At 45.9% G+C, this 18,321-nt stretch carries 20 protein-coding genes; 6 read left to right on the forward strand and 14 right to left on the reverse strand.

The annotated features are described in order from the left end of the window. Positions 1 to 15: 15 nt before the first annotated feature. Both EUAN_RS00600 and EUAN_RS00605 read right to left on the reverse strand, forming a co-directional pair. Positions 16 to 474, reverse strand: coding sequence for a hypothetical protein (locus EUAN_RS00600; protein ID WP_071060614.1), 459 nt, complete (start codon positions 472 to 474; stop codon positions 16 to 18). A gap of 22 nt (positions 475 to 496) precedes the next feature. Beyond that, positions 497 to 1,069, reverse strand: coding sequence for a hypothetical protein (locus EUAN_RS00605; RefSeq protein WP_071060616.1), 573 nt, complete (start codon positions 1,067 to 1,069; stop codon positions 497 to 499). A 281-nt stretch (positions 1,070 to 1,350) separates the two neighbouring features. Here EUAN_RS00605 and prxU point away from each other — a divergent pair, with 281 nt between their 5' ends. From prxU to EUAN_RS00625, 3 genes are all read left to right on the forward strand, one after another. After that, complete coding sequence (gene prxU, locus EUAN_RS12540) at positions 1,351 to 1,962, forward strand: thioredoxin-dependent peroxiredoxin (protein WP_245674422.1); 612 nt, start codon at positions 1,351 to 1,353, stop codon at positions 1,960 to 1,962. A 74-nt stretch (positions 1,963 to 2,036) separates the two neighbouring features. Further along, on the forward strand, positions 2,037 to 2,285 hold the full coding sequence (locus EUAN_RS00620; protein WP_071060620.1) for a GlsB/YeaQ/YmgE family stress response membrane protein: 249 nt from the start codon (positions 2,037 to 2,039) through the stop codon (positions 2,283 to 2,285). A 137-nt stretch (positions 2,286 to 2,422) separates the two neighbouring features. Continuing rightward, positions 2,423 to 3,553 (forward strand): DEAD/DEAH box helicase, encoded by a 1,131-nt coding sequence (locus tag EUAN_RS00625; protein WP_071060622.1) that lies wholly within the window; start codon positions 2,423 to 2,425, stop codon positions 3,551 to 3,553. A gap of 59 nt (positions 3,554 to 3,612) precedes the next feature. On the opposite strand, the gene EUAN_RS00630 is transcribed toward EUAN_RS00625, so the two are convergent. The 6 genes from EUAN_RS00630 to EUAN_RS00655 all read right to left on the reverse strand — a co-directional run bounded on the left by EUAN_RS00630 (position 3,613) and on the right by EUAN_RS00655 (position 8,622). After that, positions 3,613 to 3,936, reverse strand: coding sequence for a carboxymuconolactone decarboxylase family protein (locus EUAN_RS00630; RefSeq protein ID WP_071060624.1), 324 nt, complete (start codon positions 3,934 to 3,936; stop codon positions 3,613 to 3,615). A gap of 34 nt (positions 3,937 to 3,970) precedes the next feature. Next, positions 3,971 to 5,260, reverse strand: coding sequence for a stalk domain-containing protein (locus tag EUAN_RS00635; protein WP_071060626.1), 1,290 nt, complete (start codon positions 5,258 to 5,260; stop codon positions 3,971 to 3,973). 75 nt (positions 5,261 to 5,335) lie between these two features. Further along, positions 5,336 to 6,250, reverse strand: a complete 915-nt coding sequence (locus tag EUAN_RS00640; protein WP_071060628.1) for a nitroreductase family protein — start codon at positions 6,248 to 6,250, stop codon at positions 5,336 to 5,338. 69 nt (positions 6,251 to 6,319) lie between these two features. After that, positions 6,320 to 7,441, reverse strand: a complete 1,122-nt coding sequence (locus tag EUAN_RS00645; protein WP_071060630.1) for a site-2 protease family protein — start codon at positions 7,439 to 7,441, stop codon at positions 6,320 to 6,322. Between the two features lie 20 nt (positions 7,442 to 7,461). Further along, positions 7,462 to 8,025, reverse strand: a complete 564-nt coding sequence (locus tag EUAN_RS00650; protein WP_071060632.1) for a pyridoxamine 5'-phosphate oxidase family protein — start codon at positions 8,023 to 8,025, stop codon at positions 7,462 to 7,464. A 24-nt stretch (positions 8,026 to 8,049) separates the two neighbouring features. Then, positions 8,050 to 8,622 carry a class I SAM-dependent methyltransferase gene (locus tag EUAN_RS00655; protein ID WP_071060634.1) on the reverse strand — a complete coding sequence of 191 codons (573 nt, stop codon included), beginning with the start codon at positions 8,620 to 8,622 and terminating at the stop codon, positions 8,050 to 8,052. Between the two features lie 118 nt (positions 8,623 to 8,740). Here EUAN_RS00655 and EUAN_RS00660 point away from each other — a divergent pair, with 118 nt between their 5' ends. The 3 genes from EUAN_RS00660 (at position 8,741) to EUAN_RS00670 (ending at position 11,926) form a co-directional block, all read left to right on the forward strand. Beyond that, entirely contained in the window at positions 8,741 to 10,324 is a 1,584-nt protein-coding gene (locus EUAN_RS00660) for a sensor domain-containing diguanylate cyclase (protein ID WP_071060636.1), read from the forward strand. Between the two features lie 211 nt (positions 10,325 to 10,535). Then, positions 10,536 to 11,168, forward strand: coding sequence for a GGDEF domain-containing protein (locus EUAN_RS00665; protein ID WP_169817301.1), 633 nt, complete (start codon positions 10,536 to 10,538; stop codon positions 11,166 to 11,168). 95 nt (positions 11,169 to 11,263) lie between these two features. Continuing rightward, the gene (locus EUAN_RS00670; protein ID WP_071060640.1) at positions 11,264 to 11,926 is read left to right on the forward strand and encodes an ATP-binding protein; all 663 of its coding nucleotides are present in this window, start codon (positions 11,264 to 11,266) and stop codon (positions 11,924 to 11,926) included. A 39-nt stretch (positions 11,927 to 11,965) separates the two neighbouring features. On the opposite strand, the gene EUAN_RS00675 is transcribed toward EUAN_RS00670, so the two are convergent. The 6 genes from EUAN_RS00675 to EUAN_RS00700 form a co-directional block, all read right to left on the reverse strand. Then, complete coding sequence (locus EUAN_RS00675) at positions 11,966 to 14,146, reverse strand: family 10 glycosylhydrolase (protein ID WP_211266226.1); 2,181 nt, start codon at positions 14,144 to 14,146, stop codon at positions 11,966 to 11,968. Positions 14,147 to 14,161: 15 nt separating this feature from the next. Beyond that, complete coding sequence (locus EUAN_RS00680) at positions 14,162 to 14,365, reverse strand: hypothetical protein (protein WP_071060641.1); 204 nt, start codon at positions 14,363 to 14,365, stop codon at positions 14,162 to 14,164. Positions 14,366 to 14,377: 12 nt separating this feature from the next. Next, a complete protein-coding gene (locus EUAN_RS00685) occupies positions 14,378 to 15,382 on the reverse strand; it encodes an ABC transporter permease (protein ID WP_071060643.1) in 1,005 nt (334 codons plus the stop codon). A gap of 12 nt (positions 15,383 to 15,394) precedes the next feature. Beyond that, positions 15,395 to 16,510 carry an ABC transporter permease gene (locus EUAN_RS00690; RefSeq protein WP_084655626.1) on the reverse strand — a complete coding sequence of 372 codons (1,116 nt, stop codon included), beginning with the start codon at positions 16,508 to 16,510 and terminating at the stop codon, positions 15,395 to 15,397. Continuing rightward, positions 16,491 to 17,384 (reverse strand): ABC transporter ATP-binding protein, encoded by an 894-nt coding sequence (locus EUAN_RS00695; protein ID WP_245674408.1) that lies wholly within the window; start codon positions 17,382 to 17,384, stop codon positions 16,491 to 16,493. The genes EUAN_RS00690 and EUAN_RS00695 overlap by 20 nt, the downstream gene beginning before the upstream one ends. A 70-nt stretch (positions 17,385 to 17,454) precedes the next feature. Further along, positions 17,455 to 18,321: a DUF4349 domain-containing protein gene (locus tag EUAN_RS00700; RefSeq protein WP_071060644.1), complete on the reverse strand. Its 867-nt coding sequence runs from the start codon at positions 18,319 to 18,321 to the stop codon at positions 17,455 to 17,457.

An 18,321-nucleotide genomic window follows, 5' to 3' on the forward strand; every position in this document is an offset into this window, starting at 1 on the left:
TTGTCACCTCCTTTTCTAAAGCTTGGATATAGACCCTATGAGGCCCATCCAAAGCATAGTAACCAGAAATCCTATAGCTGATGGAATCAGCATGTTCTTCATGCCCCTTGCGCCTCTCTTCATCATCTCCGTACCGGCCGTAGCTCCTCCTATCATGACAGCGGCCGAAGCAAAAGACATAGCTGCCTGCCATTTGAAAAGCAGCGTAGATAGTGTAGCCAGCGCTAGAAAAGGCAGCATGTACATGTAGCCGTCCAGCACACCTTCAGCTATTCCAGAAACTCCATGCTTTCTCCTGACTTCAGGGTTCAAAGCCCCGAAAAGCGATATACTGCTTCCTAAAGAAATCCCTGCCATCACAAGTGAAACTGCTGCTCCAATTGCGATATGACTAGCTTTCGAATTGGGGACCGCTGAATTTACTCCAAGCACTCCAAATACCACAAAGCTCAAGATGACCAGTGTCCATTTCACATTAAAACCTCCTCTCCGTTTTCTAGCTTCCAAACAAACTCAGCAGACCCCATCCCAGAAGCGTGATGCTTCCAAGCGCTGTTGTAAGCATAAGGCTGACTGTCAAATTCCCGCTTGTAAGCTCCTTTATGCTGTGTATCATCGGGTTTAGCGCCCAGAGCACTCCTGTAACCCCGAAAGCTATAGATGTATTCCATCCCGCTAGAAGGTTGAACGCTATACCCAGTATTACATATACAAGAGTTGGAGTGTAGCCAAGCCCGAAGGCCTTTACAGTCCATGCGTAGTCCTTATCTCCTCCGTAGGACTTTGATATGGCATTTGCCAGCAGTGAAAGCAACGCTATACCTCCCGTTCCGTATAGAAGCCCTAGAGCCATAAATATCAGCAGTCCACCTGTACTTAGCTTTCCAGCTCTGTTCATATCAAGCCCTGTCTGCAAAAAGAAAAGCATAAAGGCAAGTGCTGAAATAGTGAGTCCCACAGCCCAGTGGAACTGCTTTAGATGGTTTTTAAGAAACCCTCCGGGGTTTACCATTATCATAAATATAGACTTAAATCCGCTCTTTTTCAGCGCTTCAACTCTGCTCTGCATCTCTATCCCTCCTCGCTATTTATCTTATTTATTATACCCCAGTTTTAATCCACTGTAACTTGTAAGTATTTTTTGAGTTTTTTTGTTTGCTCCAGTTTTTTTATGGGTAGTAACTCTATAGATAGTACCTATGAGTAAGATTTTATCTATAGGTAATGCTTATCAGGAGGTGCAATATGCCAGAGGAAATCAAAGCAGGCTGTACAAGGCCTGAACTCAAAAACAAAGTAGCCGAAAAAGCAGCTAAGGCTGTTGTTGAAACAGTAAAGGAGGAGCAGCAGATGTTAAAAGTAGGAAGACCGGCCCCAAATTTTAGCGCACCAGCGTACTACAAAGGAAAGTTTGTAAATGTGAATCTAGAAGACTACAGTGGGAAGTGGGTTCTTCTATGTTTCTATCCAGGAGACTTCACTTTTGTCTGAGCGACTGAAGTTTCAGCAGTTGCTGAAAAGAACTCGGAGTTCCAAGACCTAGATGTGCAAGTGCTCTCTGTAAGCGTCGACTCTCCATTTGTTCACAAAATTTGGAACGACCATGAGCTTTCAAAGATGATAGGAAGTGACATGCCTTTCCCAATGCTTTCAGACCAAGACGGAAGCATCGGAAAGATGTACGGAATATATGACGAAAATGCCGGCGTTGAGACAAGAGGGCGATTCATAATAGATCCAGACGGAGTTGTGCAGGCATTCGAGGTGCTCACTCCTCCAGTTGGAAGAAATGTGTCCGAGTCTATAAGGCAGATACAGGCGTTCCAGCACGTCAGAGCCACAGGCGGAGCTGAAGTTACTCCTTCAGGCTGGAAGCCAGGAAAGAAAGTCCTTAAGCCAGGCCCAGATCTAGTAGGGAACGTATGGAAAGAGTGGAGCGTAAGCGAAGCTTTTGAAGACTAAAAAGTTTTCAAACAGTATCTCTGGGTATATCTAGGATATGACGCATTTTATATTCTAGAAAAGGAGTGAGTGAAATGGGCGTACTGAGCTGGATTATTGTAGGAGGGCTAGCCGGATGGGTGGCGAGTAAATTCACCGGAAAAGATGCCAGCATGGGTCTTATGGCCAATATCGTAGTTGGAATAATCGGAGGGCTTCTCGGCGGATGGATAGTTTCATTCATAGGCGGAAGCGGTGTAACAGGTTTCAACCTCTATAGCTTTGCAGTCGCAACTTTCGGAGCAGTTGTACTGCTTACAATTTTAAAGATGATAAAAAAGTAGAGAGGCCAGAGGCTTCTCTACTTTTTTGTGCTGAAGACACTTAAGCTCTATACTATGTCTAGGCTAAGTGTTATACTTAATTAGCAGCGAGATGCTGCATTTTCACTTTATTTTTATAGAAAGACAAGAGGACAAATATGAATAAATTCCAAGACTTTAATTTAAAGCAGTTTTTAGTAGAAAACTTGAAATCTCAAGGCATAGACAAGCCTACACCGATACAGGACATGACCATCCCCATAATAATGGAGGGCTCTGACGTTTTAGCCGAAGCGCAGACGGGAACCGGAAAGACGCTCGCCTTTCTGCTCCCTATTTTTCAAAACCTAGACTCTGAGTCTCCACATGTCCAGGCCCTTATAGTCACACCGACAAGGGAGCTTGCAATCCAAATAACCTCTGAAGCCAAGAAGCTGGCTGCAAATACAGACATAACTATTCTGCCGGTGTTTGGAGGCCAGGATATAAACGCACAGCTTAAAAAACTGAACGGAAAAGTGGACATAGTGGTGGCAACGCCTGGAAGGCTTCTAGACCATATCAGAAGAGAGACGGTCGACATAAGTCATTTGAGCACGCTTGTGCTAGACGAAGCTGACCAGATGCTCTATATAGGCTTCCGAAACGAAGTCGAGATGATACTCAAGAGCACGAACAAAGACAAGCAGACTCTCTGCTTCTCGGCGACACTTGACTCCAAGGTGAAGAAGCTGGCCTACAAGTTTATGAAAGACCCTCTAGAGATGAGAGCCCCTAGCCAGAATGTCACACTTGACACCATAGAACAGCGAATAGTGAGAGTCTCCGACAGATGGAAGCAGGAAGCCCTCTTCGCGGAACTCGACAGCACCAACCCATTTCTGGCCATAATCTTCTGCAGGACCAAGCGAAGGGTGGACAAGCTAGAGGAAGCCATGAGCCAGAAAAAATACCTCTGCAACAAGCTTCACGGCGGAATGACGCAAAGCGCCAGACAGAAAGTCATGAAGTCGTTCAGGGAAGCTAGGATACAGTACCTTGTGGCCACTGACGTAGCGGCTAGAGGTCTTGACATCTCTGGTGTTTCCCATATATACAATTTCGATGTTCCAGAGGAATCAGAGACTTATATCCACAGGATAGGACGTACAGGCAGAATGGGCGACGATGGGGTTGCCATAACTTTCGTAGCGCCTAAGGATGAAGCCATGGTATCTGAAATCGAAAAAAAGATAGGTTTGAAAATACCTAGCTCAGAGTACAGCCGCAGTACCAAAGACAAAAAATAAAGAGCCACACTCTCTAAAATCCGAGAGCATGTGGCTCTTTTTTCATCCTATAACCGCTGCTATTTAGACTCTTCGTCCTCTTCCTCAACCAGGGCCAACAAGGCTTCCATCATTGTGGGAAACCCGGAAGTAGGAGCTACCAGCAGAATAGCGTGCTCTATCTCTTCCCAACTGCATCCGGCCTTTCTGGCTTTTCTGATATGCGTCTTAAGCGAAAGGCTGTGCTGTCCGGAAGCTGACACCGCTACTTTTATAAGCCATCTTGACTTTTCATCAAGCGGTCCACCTTCTTCGTGTAGCTTGCGACCGAAATCCTGATACGCCTCGTATATCCCCTTGTGTTTTTCCTTAAAATGAGTCAAATTCTTCTCTATCGCGTCCATTTCAATCCCTCCCTGAAAATTATTGTTTTAAGCACTATCTAGGTGTGTAGAAATTCTCCGTGAAGTATATATACCCTTCGTTGTTCTGGGCTATTCCAGCCCCAAAACGCTCTATTTCCGAAAGTATTGCTTCCCTGTGAGACCCTGAATTCATCCACGCTTCATGTGCATATATCGCATTTGGGTAGCCTGCTGCTATGTTCTCTGCTGCACTCATGTAGAGGATTCCGCTGTTCTCTATTCTGTCAAAAGGAGATTCGCCGTCAGGGTTTTCGTGCGAAAAGTAGTTTCTCTCCGACATGTCCTCGCTATGACCTACAGCTACCTCTGACATCTCTTCACTCCAGACGAAGTAGTTGAGGCCGTATCGGCTTCGCACTCCGTTTGAAAGATCTAGAAGCTGTTTTTCATTCGCCTTTTTTATGTCCAAGCTGTACTTGGAGTCGTTCCTTGAGTACACATCTTTGTCCATAAGCAGCAGCGATGTCACAGTGTTGGACTCGTGCACGTCTACAAACAGGGTGAGCACCTGGTCTTCTACATATATGTCGTACTTGCCGTCGAAAAAGCTTCTTCCATCCGGGAATTCCGCCTCTACATTTGGGCTCATCATGCCAAAGCGCACTCTGCCGTCGTACTCCAGGTCATTAGAGTTGGTGTATATAGCCACTACCTTTCCCTCTTCCACTCCTATCTGGACATATCTGCTGTAGTCTGAGCTGTATATATACCATAGGAACCCCTTCTCGCTTCTATCCTTCCTGTCTGGACTGCCCATTCTACTCACAAGCTCGTCCTCGCTCTGGCCTATATAGAAAGAGTCGTTCCCCACGTTAACTCTTCCGCTCTTTACCATCTCGTAGTTCTTGTCTTCTATTGTGACTATTCTGCTCTCGTTGTCCCATGAAACTTCCATGCCGAACGTCTCTGCTACAAACCTGACAGGCACGAACATCCTGCCCGAGATTGAAACTACGGGAGCGTCAAGCCAGATTTCCTCTCCGTTGACAGTGGCGTACTCGCTGCCTTCTCTTAGCCTCGCCTCTGTCTCGCCTTTTACAGCAATAGCAGTCTGAGTCTCGTTGTCCCACTCCACTTTGGCGCCGATGCCTTCCAGTACTGCCCTCATCGGGAGCATGGTCCTTTCATTTACCACTACAGGGTCCACATCGGATACAAGCCTCTCTTCGTTGATCACAACGCTTATCTTGTCTCTTCCTTCATTCCTTTCGCAGCCAAACTGGAAAGCCAGTAGTGAAAATACCAGCAACACCAGCGCATACTTCCTAGTGCTTTTAATTGAAAAAAACAGTTCTGATTTCATTTTATCCCCCCTAGCACCTAAAGCTAGAACCCCTCATTCTAAAAAAAGAGAATGTCTAGCATCCTCTTTTAAAGTCTATATATTGTACTCAGCTATATACCTGTACTTTGTCTCGCTTCCCTCTACCTCGCCGTCTATCAGCTCCCAAGTGCTTTTAGACCCCAGGTAGTGGCCTGTCTTCATCATGGACTCGAAGTAGTACATTATGACACCTGCGTCTACCAGCGAGTACCCCGCCTCTTCAGAGTGCGCCATAAGCAGCTTGACCTTGTTCTTTTCAACTAGGAATCTCCACGGCTGCAAGTTCCTGTTGGAAGGAGCGAATCTGACATAGTAGAACAGGTCGTATAGTCCCATGTCGTCTAGATCTTCTACTGTAGCAGGGTTCTCTACACTGTCTTTGAAAACTATCTTCTCTATTCCAAGTCTACTTCCCGAAGTCGATGCGAACCTAGATGCCTCTTTCTTGACTTCAGGCTTGCCCATAGCCGAGAGATATGTGTCTCCCCCTTCATGTCCTGTTATCTTCTCTGAAAGTAGTTCAAAGGGATTTCTCAGTGGCGGGTAACCTATGGCCAGCAGATAGCCTATCTGCCCTCCACTTTCTCCAAGCACCTCTTTTCTCTTCTCCACATCTACATGAGTCATAGTCAGCCAGCATCCATCAACTCCCATGTCGTTTATAAGTGAAAGCAGCTTTTCTGTGTAGTAAGCCCCGTATATCTCTGTCTTGTCTTCACTATCCTTAAACTCTATACCTATATAGTGAGGGCTCTTTACCATGACGCCTGCGTATCCGCCTATGCCGTCGAGCTCTCTAGCTATTCTGTCCCCGTCTTCATACAGGACAAATCCAAGGTTTACGTCTGAAGCTTCATCAAGTACGCTTTCCATGCTCTTCTTTATATCTTTCAAGGTGTTTTCCCTTAGATCTTTATTCCTGAACTCTCTAGATGATTTTCTGTTTCTTAAAAAATTTGCCATCAACATAATAATTCCTCCTCTACTGTATCTAATGTAATATATACCATATACTACGTGGATTTAATCAGCTTTTATCTAGTGAAGCTGGTTATATATCCTGATATGGTTTAGTATATCTGTCCTAGAGACTATTCCGACCAGCGTATCCCCGTCCATAACCAAGACCCTGCCTATCTCGTTCCTGAAAATCTTGTTCATAGCCTCCGCTACGCTGTCTTCCGGAGAGACTACAAGGCTTTCGTTTAGCTTTTCCGTCACAGCCTCCACATCTGTATACTCCCACGAATCTCTTTGAGTGCTCTTTATTCGCTCTATATTGACTATCCCTATGACTCTGTCTCTACTCTTCACCGGAAAGCTTGAGTACTTGTACTTGTAGATGTAGTCTTCTACCATGTCTTTTATGCTTATGGAAGAGTTCACCGTCACGGGATTTTCGCTCATGAATTTCCTCACCTTTATCTTTCCGAATATGTCGTTTACAATCAGGTTTTGATAGCTAGACTGTGATGCCTGGTTTATAAACCAGCCTATGAATACGAACCAGATTCCGTTCACTATATTCCCTGTCAGTGCCAGGAATATCCCTAGAAATATTATAAGATATCCAAAAACTCCTCCTGCCGCTGAGGCTATCCTTGTGGCTACCTCAATATCGCCCTTGGCCTTCCAGATGGCGGCCCTCAGAACCCTTCCGCCGTCCAGTGGAAATGCCGGTATCATGTTGAAGAACGCCAGTATCAAGTTCACATTGGCTATATAAGTTATGGGAACTGTGACAAACTCCGGAGCCTCGACAAGTGACAGCAGCCTAGAGGCGACAAGTGTTGTAATCGCTATAGCGAGGCTCATCATGGGACCCGCTATAGCAATCTTGAGTTCTTTTACAGGGTCATCAGGCTCTCTCTCTATCTGCGCAACTCCTCCGAATATAAACAATGTTATCTTCTTCACATCTATGCCCAGCCCTATGGATACAACAGAATGCGAGAGCTCGTGTAGCAGCACAGAGCCAAACAGCGCTATGGCCATTATTGCCGCCAAGCTCCATCTAGCAAAAGACGACCACTCCGGGTAGTTTGCTGGAAAGAAGCTCATAGCCAGCGTGAAAGTCACCAGTCCAAATACCACCAGCCAGCTTATGTTTATCTCTATATCTATACCTTTTACTTTTCCTATGGTTATTGAATTTTTCATCTTCAACCCCTCTTCCTATTTTATTCCAGTCTCCCCCACTTCATCTCTTCTCCTGCACTGTCGTATTTTTTTCTCTTCCCCGTTATTCTCTCTATCTCTACTCTGACAACACATGTCCTCTCAAGGCTCACCTCTATCGCCGAGTCAAAATATGGCATATTCTCAGGGGTATACTTTTCCGATATAAGCCTTAGCCCGTGTATCTTGGTTTTCTCGTCTTCTACCTCATATGCTTTTCCAAACACCACGGCTGACTCAAACTCCGTTGTGAACTTCTTGCTGACTAGCTTGCCCAAACTAACTTTAGCATCTTTGGCTATTTCAAATTCGGACTCTTCTATAGGTGGAGGTACTTCTACATCTTCCACAAAGGCTATGCTCACATTGGAACTTTCCCTTATATTGCCTATCTTTCTGCCTTCACAGGCCCCATGTATATAAAGCACATCTCCGTCTCTAGCTACCGAAACAGGTACAGCATACGGAAGGCCGTCTATACCAACTGTAGCTATGACTCCAAACTCGGACTTGTCCACTACATAGTATGCAAATTCCCTGTCCATCTCTCTGTCTGCTCTTCTCATTCTATCTACCTACTTTCTGCAAATCTATTTTTCGGACAGCAAACCGTAAAACACATCTGAAAAACTGTATTTTTTCACAACCTTGAATCCAACAGCTTCAAGACAAGCCTCCATCTCCTCTATTGATATCCTATGCCCTAGCGGTGGCCCCATATCCATCTCCCGCTTTTCAAAGTCTATCACGGCAAGCTTTCCTCCTGCTTTTAAAACTCTAGAGATTTCTCTTAGAAACAACTCTTTGTCCTCCACCTCGTGTACCACGTTTACAGTGAAGGCGTAAGTTACCGACTCGTCATCTAGCTTTAAGTCGTACTCCTCTGTCTTTAAAGTCTCTATATTGGATATGCTCTCCCTTTTTGCCTTTTCCTCTGTCTCTCTGAGCATTTCGTCCAGTATGTCCAGCCCGTATACTCTCCCGCTCTCCCCGACTATTTTGGCCGCTTCTGTAGTGAAGTAGCCTATGCCACAGCCTATGTCCGCCATTATATCTCCTGATTTTAACCCCATCTCTAGAAGCGTCTCTTTCGGTGGGAGTACCTCTCTCCTCCAGCTGTTGTCCAGCTTTTCCTTTTTTTCTGGATTGAATTTATGTGCCATTGTACCACGTCCTCTCTCTTTTCATATATTATACTCAATTCTCTCTTTATTTTCCGCTTAAAATAAACTATACTTTAATCTGGGTATTTGCTTTTATCTTTTTGCGAAGGGAAGTGCGATGTTGAATTACAACCTCAGAAAAAAATTCATAGTCCTTTTTGCAGGACTTTTAGTTGTAGTGGCTATATCTAATTACTACCTCTTTCTAGGCTACAGCAATCAAAAATATACCTATATATCAAATCAAAACAATCAGCTCGAGTCTCAAATAAATGCGCTGCTGCTCAGCCGGGAGCAATTCTCTAACTATGTCTTTAAATCGCTTATAGACAATGATTACATAAAAGAGCTTATGTCTGAAGCCTACAGCTCAGACGAAGCCACAAGAGATCGACTCAGAAAAGAGCTCTACGGCTACTTGCAGAAAGACTATGTCTTTTCTACAGAGTACGATTTCAGACAGCTTCACTTCCACTTCCCAGATACTACCAGCTTCCTTAGAATGCATGAGCCTGAAAAATACGGCGACAACCTTGGTGAAGTCCGAGAGTCCATAAGGATTGTAAACGAAGAGAAGAGATATGTAAAAGGATTCGAGGAGGGCAAGATATACAACGGGTATAGGTTTATCTATCCACTTTCCTACAATGGGCAGCATGTGGGCAGTGTGGAGGTATCTATCTCCTTCGACGCTCTTGCCTCTGTGCTTTCGGAACTCTACGACAGAGACTATTTCTTTGCCGTAAAAAAAGATGTAGTCACAAATACCCTTTTCAAGGAAGAACTTGAGAACTACACTGAGAGCTTCTTCTCGGAAGACTACCTCTTCGACTTAGGCTTGCTTGAGTCAGAGTCCAAAGTTCTGGCACTTAAGACCGTCGAAATGATAATGGATGAGAGTGGTGATATTTCCTACGAGCTGGAGCAGGGAGAGAAATTTGGGGTGCTTTCAGAATACGGCGGACAAGACTATATACTGAACTTTCTGCCTATTGAAAACATCTCTGGGAAAGTTGTGGCATACTTTATATCTCTCAGCGGCGATACCGACCTGTTCCACATAAAGACGGAGTATATACAGCGAACTGTGCATATAAACGTCATAATACTGCTTCTATTCTTTGTCTTCGTAATGCACATAAGAAATATCTCACAGCTTGAGACAATTTCCTATGTAGACAATTTGACCAAGATATACAACAGGCATAAATTCCTAGAGCTCGCTGAGAGCGAACTGAGCCGTTCCATAAGATATGGCTCCGACTTAAGCTTTATACTCTTCGACCTTGACCACTTCAAGAAAGTAAACGACACATATGGCCATAACGAGGGAGACTTGGTCCTTAGAAAAGTTGCGAAGATAGTATCCGCTAACCTGAGAAAAACAGATATCTTCGCCCGTTGGGGCGGTGAAGAGTTCATAGTGCTGCTTCCGGAGACCAGCCTGGAGAATGCGTATACAACAGCTGAAAAGATCAGGCAAGCTGTAGAGTGTCAGCAGTTTGGAAAAGTCAAAAAACTCACCATAAGCCTGGGAGTTTCCACTGTTTACAACTGCAAAAATCTCCTAGCCTCCATAGATTTAGCCGACAAAGCTCTCTATGAGTCTAAGCAGAACGGCCGAAACAGAACCACTGTTGCAAGTCCTGGAAAATGTCTTGAATGTTCTGAATGCTCTAAAGATGAAGGTTCTGAATCTTAAATTTAACACTTGCTTTAAATAGCCGTGGCAGAACGACAAACTGTCTCGGCTATTTTTTAATTCCCAGATGTTATACCCCCTCTTTTCCTGGGTATATTGTACTATAGTCAGGGGGTGGTCCGTCATGAATTACATCTACACAAAACCTAAAATCTTGTCCATAGCTTTTCTTATCTTTCTGGTTTCCTGCTTCGGCAGGGAGAATCTTTTCTTGAATATTCTATCAGGAGATGTGCAGAGTCTGGCCTATGTAGCATCCATGCTTGCTCTTCTATCTCTCTTTGTTTCACTCTACATAAAAGACGTAAAAGAGCTGGAGTCTATTTCCTTTACAGACAATTTAACCGAAACATACAACAGATACAGGTTCCTTGAAATTGCGCAGGATGAACTCGACAGGCATATACGCTGCGAAACCCCTCTGAGCTTCGTGATGATAGACATAGACAACTTCAAAAAAGTCAACGACGACTACGGCCACAATGCCGGCGATCTGGCACTGAAGGAGCTCTCAAAGCTCATATCTAAAAACGTCAGAAAAAGCGACATATTTGCAAGATGGGGTGGCGAGGAGTTTATACTCATGCTTCCCGACTCAGATTCCTACTCCGCCTACAAGATCTCAGAGAGGCTGAGGCTTCTAGTTGAGAATTATGAATTCAAGCAGGTTGGCCATTTAACTGTGAGCATTGGACTTTCAGAGCTTACAGAGTGCCACAACTTGACCGGAACTATAGCCCAAGTAGACAAGGCTCTATATAGATCTAAGCTTGAAGGGAGAAACAGAGTCACAGTCTCCCCTAAGACGCTCTGCGGCGAATGCGATACTTGTACTTATAGCTAGATGTGATTTAGATCACATCTATTTTTGCGTCCGCTCACATAAGTTTTTTCACCCTTGACTTACAATGGTCTAGACTACGACGAGGGAGTGATAAAATGTCTTTAAGAAAGATAATTCAAATAGATGAGGAAAAATGCGATGGGTGCGGGATCTGCATACCAGGATGCGGTGAAGGCGCAATAAAGATAGTGAACGGAAAGGCTGTACTTTTGGCGGACAATCTCTGCGACGGAATAGGCCACTGTCTTGGACACTGCCCTAAAGATGCCCTTCTACTTATCGAGAGAGAGGCAGATGACTTTGACGAAGAGGCCGTAAGAAAATGCTCTGGAAGTGCTGAGTTGACTATAGATAGAACTGTATCTTCTGAAAGTCAAAGCCCTGTGGAGTCGGAGCTTACACAGTGGCCTGTACTGCTTAGAATCGTCTCTGAAGATGCTCCTTATCTTTCAGGTAGAGAGCTGCTTGTAGCTGCCGACTGTGCTCCTGTGGCCTACGGAAACTTCCACAGAGACCTTTTGAAAGGCAGGTCTGTGGTTGTGGGGTGTCCTAAATGGGACGACTTGGATTCGTATATCCAAAAGCTGACTGCAATGCTTAGGTTAAACGACATCCCAGCCGTGATGGTGGGATATATAGACGCCCCATGCTGCGCAAGCCTTCTGACCGCTGTGGAAAAAGCCGTTTCAGACTCAGGAAAAGACGTTCCAATAGTGAAAGCCAAGATCTCCAAGACAGGAGAACTTGAAGTGATATAGATTGAAAATAGCCAGGACCCTCATGAGTCCTGGCTATTTCTATATATCTGAAATGAGGTTGTACATAACCTGCGACGCCTCTGCCCTAGAAGAGCTGTTTAGAGGTCTTAGATACCCTCCGTCTCCCTGGACCACTCCTGTCTCTACAAAGAGCTTCATGGCCTCTAGCGCATAGTCTGCTATTTCCCCTCTGTCTGCATAGTCTTCAAGCTTTCTCACAGGCTCGCCTGCAGTCGGAAGCTGTCCTATCGACTTGAGGGCTCTGTGCAGTATCACAAACATGTCCTGTCTGGATATGCTGCCCTCTGGGTTGAACTTTCCGTCTCCTACACCCTGCACTATACCGTGCTTCTTAGCAGTTGCAAGGTAGTCTGTGTAATAGGTTGAGCCTGCGTCCGAGAAATTGTCCGTCAGATTCTCTTCTACCTCTATGCCGTAGGAGTTCATGACCATGATCAGAAAATCTGCCCTTCTGACGCTGCTTCCAGGAGCGAAAAGCCCGTTTCCTATCCCCTTTACGACTTCTCTTTCGTATAGGCCATCCACCGCCGCTATGGCCCATCCACTTCCAGCTCCCACATCATAGAAGTACTTGGAGTTGTTCGCTCCAACTACTCTTGGGCTGCTCTCGTTGTGTAGCCTGTCCAGCGAAGTCACTGCGTAGACTGTGTTTTTGTCGTAGTTTCCTCTGTCCGTAAAGCTGGCAGTTTGCCCGCTCTTTCTCACAGTTCCTACAAGGTAGTTTGCGCTTTGATCTGTATTTACGTCAAGCCCCACGCTCTTGTCTACCCTGTATACTGCGTAGTAAGCTGTGCTGGTGTCTTTGTCCAAAAAACTCAGCTTGACACCTTCGCTTGAAAGCTCCACATTTCCGCTTTCAGGGCTCTTAGGTGCTTTTCCGCCTTTCCATCCCATCACAGGTACCAAGGCTTTTTTGGCCCAAAGGTCATTTTCTATCGCCTTTACCACATCCTGCTTTCCAGCGTCATATACATTTCTGAACCTGAACATAATGCTCCCCGATATCTCCGGTTTCATGGCGTTGAACTTGAGCTGTCGCTTGAACTCGTCCACAGCTCTTGTGCCTTGGAAGGCTGGGTCTGTGTCGTCATTCGCCTTGTAAAGCGCCTGCCCCATGTAGAGATGTACATCTTTCCCCTTGACCACTTCCGACCACCAAGTCCCAAGCTCTCCGTATGGAGCCGCCTTGTTTTCAAAACTCCAGTACACCTGGGGCGCTATATAGTCTATTATCTCCTCTGTTATCCACTTCTTGGTATCTGCATAGCTCTTGTCGTAATGCGTAAGGCTGGCGCTTGTATTGGAGCCGTCTGGATATCCATCCTTCTTGTTGGCCCATACCCCAGAGGGGCTTATGCCGAACTTCACCCACGGCTTTTCGCTCTCTATCTTCTCCGAAATCTCCTTCACAAGCTCATATGTGTTGTTGCGCCTCCAGTCTCCTATACTGGAGAACTCACCGGCGTTGTACTTCTCGAAAGTGCTTTGGTCGTCTACACCGCTCAGGTAGAAGTAGTCGTCAAAGTGGATGCCGTCCACGTCGTACTTCTGCACCACTTCCATCACCCTAGAGACTACCCATGACTTGGCCTCCGGTATGCCGGGGTCGACTATGAGCCTGTTCGAGGCAGCCCTTATCCAGTCTGGATGGTCTTTGTACACGCTCTTCTCCACGTTAAGCGTAGCCCTCATAGCGTCGTCTGTAGACATAGCCACCCTGTAGGGGTTCAGCCAAGCGTGAAGCTCTATATTTCGCTTATGCGCCTCCTCTACCGCAAACTGCAATGGGTCGAAACCTGGGCCTTTCCCGAAAGTGCCAGTAAGGTATCTCGACCAAGGCACTATGTCTGAGCTGTAAAGCGCATCCCCTTCGGGGCTAACCTGGAAGTAAAGCGCATTCATGTTCATATCCTCGGCTCTGTCCATTATGGCCACAAGCTCCTGCTTGCTCTTGGCTATCCGCTCTTCGCTGTTGGCTATAAGGCTTGTCTGCTTTGTAGGCCAGTCCAGATTTATAACTGAAGATATCCAAGCTCCCCTGAGATGCCTTTTCTGCACAGGAGTGCTCTGAGGAATGTACTGTGAGTAACTCTCCCACATCTCCGCCGAAAAGCCGTTTGTAGGAAGCACCCCTGCCATCAGCGCAAACGCCAAAAGTCCGCTTGCAAATTTTCTAAATAAAATCTCTTTTCTTTTCAAGTTCTCCACCTCTCTCTAGCTTAAAAGCCATATTCCTGCCGCTATGGATACCGCCGCAAATACATAGAAGAAAACAACAGTTCCCCTCTCTCCTAAAAGCTTTTCAAACAGCTTTATCTTCTTCATATTCCATATGACTTTAGGCTTGTTCAAAGTCAGAAATACAACCAACGCTCCATAGAACAAGAGCAGCACTCCTATAAACGCCCTTACATTCAAATCATCCACCTCCTATTCAAGCCCTCTTCTAATTCTCGGGGCTAAAACCGCAAATACAACTGCGCTTATGGCAAGCACTATCCCGGCATAGAGCAGTATCTCGTCCCAGCTGCCGCTTTTTGAAAGCACAAGTTCGTTTCCCTTGTAAGTCCAGTAAAAAGGGCTCCAGTAGAAAAACTTCTGCCAGCGGTCGGAAAGAAGCTCTATGGCTGCGATAGAGCCTGCAAGCGGCAGAAAAAGCAATTTCATATTTCCAGCCGCATTTATTACGTCGTCGTTGTTCACTCCCTCTATAAATCCCACAAGCACACTCACCATAGAGGACACCAGTACCATAGTCAAGGCCTGCCCGAAGTTTATATCTCTAAACCCTGTTATAACAAGCATTATAGCTGTCCCCACAAGCGGAAACAGCACCCCCATAAGGCTTTTCCCGGCTATATATCCCAGCCTGGACAGCGGCGTCACGTTTATGGCGCTTATGGTGTTGTCGGCTTTTTCCTCCACTATATTCAGGGCTATAAGCATGCCCCCCATTACAGAGTATAGCATTATGGCCCCGCTTACAAGCGTCTTTTTCATAGGAGGCACCGTCCTTCCAAGCTCCACTATCTCCGCCCTGGAGTCCTCGGCTGTCACCTTGTTTTCGTAAAACACCTGGAGCATCTTTGCAAACTCCAGCATGTACTCTGGCTCGTCTCCCTGTGAGAGTATATAGTAGCTTTTTTCGCCCTCGGGAAGAATCCCTAGAATGTCGTCACGCTCTAGCACTCTGGCCTCCACGTCCTCTGCGCTGCCGAGTATCTCTATCTCGGCGTAGTCCTTTAGATACTGTATCTGCCTTACATTCTCCCCCTTTATCATGGCCAAGCTCACGGTGCTCTCGTTCACCCCCGGCACAAAAAGGTTTACTGCAACGCCCAGCACAACCGGGAAGACTATTATATAGAGCGCCACAAAGTTTCTGAGGCTCACCTTTAAATCCCTAGAAAAAACAGTCAAAACTTTCGAAATCATATCATCACCCCTTTAGACTAGAAGCGTCTTCTTAAATCTGTAGTTTGCAAAAGCGAAGAGCAGCACTCCCGAAGCCAAGAATCCAGCCGAAGTGTACAGCACATACATGCTGTCCCCGCTCTTAAGCAGCAGCTCCTTGAAGCTCTCTATCATGTAGTAAGTGGGAATAAATCTAACCCACGCCGGTTCCCAGTTCGGGATAAAATAGGCTATGCTCGGAATCATCATCAGCATTATAATCACGTACAGAGTGCCGAAGGACTTCATCATGTCCCTGTAGTAGCTTGTGATTATAAGCCCTATCGAAGTCGCAAACAACCCTGAACATACAAGCAAAACAAAGAGCAGCCCGTAGTTCACCCCCGTGCCAACTGTGGGCAGTAGCAGTATAAGGCTGAAAGCTAAAGAGCTTGTGATTATTACCCCCACCTTGCTCATAAGGTACATCCAGACAGGAGCGGGAGTCACGGCGTACGCCTGTATTATCCCCTCCTGGCGGTCTAGAAATATATACGAGGCTATTATAAAGAGTCCCATAAGACTTCCGTTCACAGTCAGGAACACCGGTATCATATTCTCCCTATCGCTCAGCTGCTCGTATTCGCCTATCTTCTTTACCCTCTGCGACTCCGCCTGAGCTGCAAGCGATTCAAGCTCTAATTCTCCGCTGTGAATCACCTTGTAGATGTTTTTAAGTTTCTCCGACTCGTAGCCCTGCATATAGTACCTGTAGGACAGCTTGCCGTCTGAAGCCAGAAAGACAGTAGCTCCGAACTTCCCCTCCTGCTCTGCAAAGTACTTCACAGCCTCTTCGCTATCTACAAAGTAGACCTCCGAGTCCTCAGTCTTGTAGTACCTGGCATTTGAAATTCCGTCCTCTATCTCAAGCTCCATGTTCTCAAACTCGATGCCCGGAGATTCCTCTTGAATCTCTCTGTAGTAGCTCTCTCTTGCTTCCGCTGGGAGATCTAGGTAGACGTACTCCTCTGTGCTGGTATTAAAGTTTTCTGGCACCACGAACAGCAGTATCAGAAGCAATATAAGCGCCATAAAGAGCTCTATGTAGAAGTAGTAGCTTTTAGAGGAAAGTACCAGCTCTTTTTTGAAACTATGAAACAGCTTCATCATGACTCAGCCCCTTTCCCGTCACCTTTATGAATATCTCCTCAAGTGTGGCCTCTTTTGTGTGCATTGTGACTATCTCGTGATTCTCCACTATCTCCACTAGCCTCTGCTTGTCCTTCTTCTCTGTTGTGGAGAGCTTTTCCTTGAACGTCTCTCCGTCCGCTCTGTACTCCACGTCCACCAGCTTTTCCCCGTACTTCAGCTTTAGGTTCTTGGGCGAGTCTATAAGCCTTATCTCCCCGTCCACTATAAAGGCCACTCTGTCGCACAGCTCGTCGGCTATATACATATTGTGAGTTGTCAGAAAGACCGTGACGCCTTTTCTCTGCTGCTCTTTTATTATGTCCTTTATATCCGCCGCTATGGCAGGGTCAAGCCCCGTGGTAGGCTCGTCCAGAAACCACATCTTGGGATGGTTTATCATGGACCTTATAAAAGTCAGCCTGTGCTTCATGCCTTTGGAGAACTCTCCAGCCTTCACATCGGCCTTGTCTCCTAGCCCGACCATCTCCAGTAGCGCTTTAGAGTCCGCTGTCTCTACGTCGAAAAGCTTGCCGTAAAAGTCCAGATTCTCCTTTGCCGTCATCTTGCTGTAGACATTCGACTGCTCAAAGGATACCCCTATGTCGTTAAACATCTTGCTTTTTATCTTTTTCACGTTGTATCCCACTACAGATACCTCTCCCTGCTGAAGCTGGAGCAGCCCCGTCAGTATCCCCATTATGGTGGACTTTCCGGCCCCCGATGGCCCCAGACATCCGAACACCTCACCTTCCTTTACTTCGAAGCTTACGTCTTTCAAGGCGTATTTGTCGTCTTTGTTGTATGAATGATATAGATTCTTTACATTTATCAAGCCTCTCACTCCCCTTCTCAATTCCTTCTCTCTTTTATACCCTTAAAACCCCTCTGCTCCACAAATAAATAAGCCCAGGGTTTCCCCCGGGCTATTTATTTCTGCGCTTTAAGATGTATTTTCTTATCACAATGTAGATTGCAACTCCTAGTATCGCAAATGGAATCATATAGATTGCAATTATCACAAGCCTCTCCAGCACTACTCCAAATACGTAGAAGGAATTCTTGAAAGCTTCCGATACCTTCTTCCAAAATCCTGTGTCAGGAGTGTCCCCTGTCGAATACCTTTCGACTTCCAAGAGATTTACCTCCACTGTACTGAAAGACACCTGAGTGTCCATGCTGCTTATCTCGCTCTTCAGCTGCTCTTTTTCGTAGATTGTTTCATTTAAGCTTTCCTCTAGCTTTATTATATCCTCTATAGCCGTAGCCTTCTCCATCAGCGCGAGTATCCTCTGCTCTTTGGTTTCCAGCACCTTCAGCTTTGTCTCCGTGTCTCTGTAGGTCTTGGTGATGTCCGACTTAGATGTGCTCTCCGACGTCACATTCCCAAGCTTAGCTATCTCTTTTTTGAAAACAGCTTCTTTTTCACTTGGAACCCTGACCGTAAAATTGCCCGATTTATAGACTTCCCTGCCGATGTAGTTATTATAGCCTATGTTGGAATACTCCACATATCCACTCTGCTTTTCCACAGACGCTTCTAGCTTCTCTACAGAGCTGTCAAACTCCAGTGTCTCTATGGCCATATAGACGTTTGTGACCACCTTGCTGTCTTCGCCCTCAGCTCCAGACTTGCTGTTTTCAGAGTCCTCCGCGTAGTCCGGAACAGATTCCTCTGTGACTCCCGGTCCTATGTCCGACTGCTCCTGGCTTTTGCTTGTGCACTGTACAAGCGCTGTGGACAGAATCGCTATCAACACAAATGCTATTACACTTTTCCACTTTTTAAACAC

Origin of the sequence: Andreesenia angusta (assembly GCF_001855385.1) — a bacterium.
Taxonomy (GTDB): Bacteria; Bacillota; Clostridia; order Tissierellales; family Gottschalkiaceae; genus Andreesenia; species Andreesenia angusta.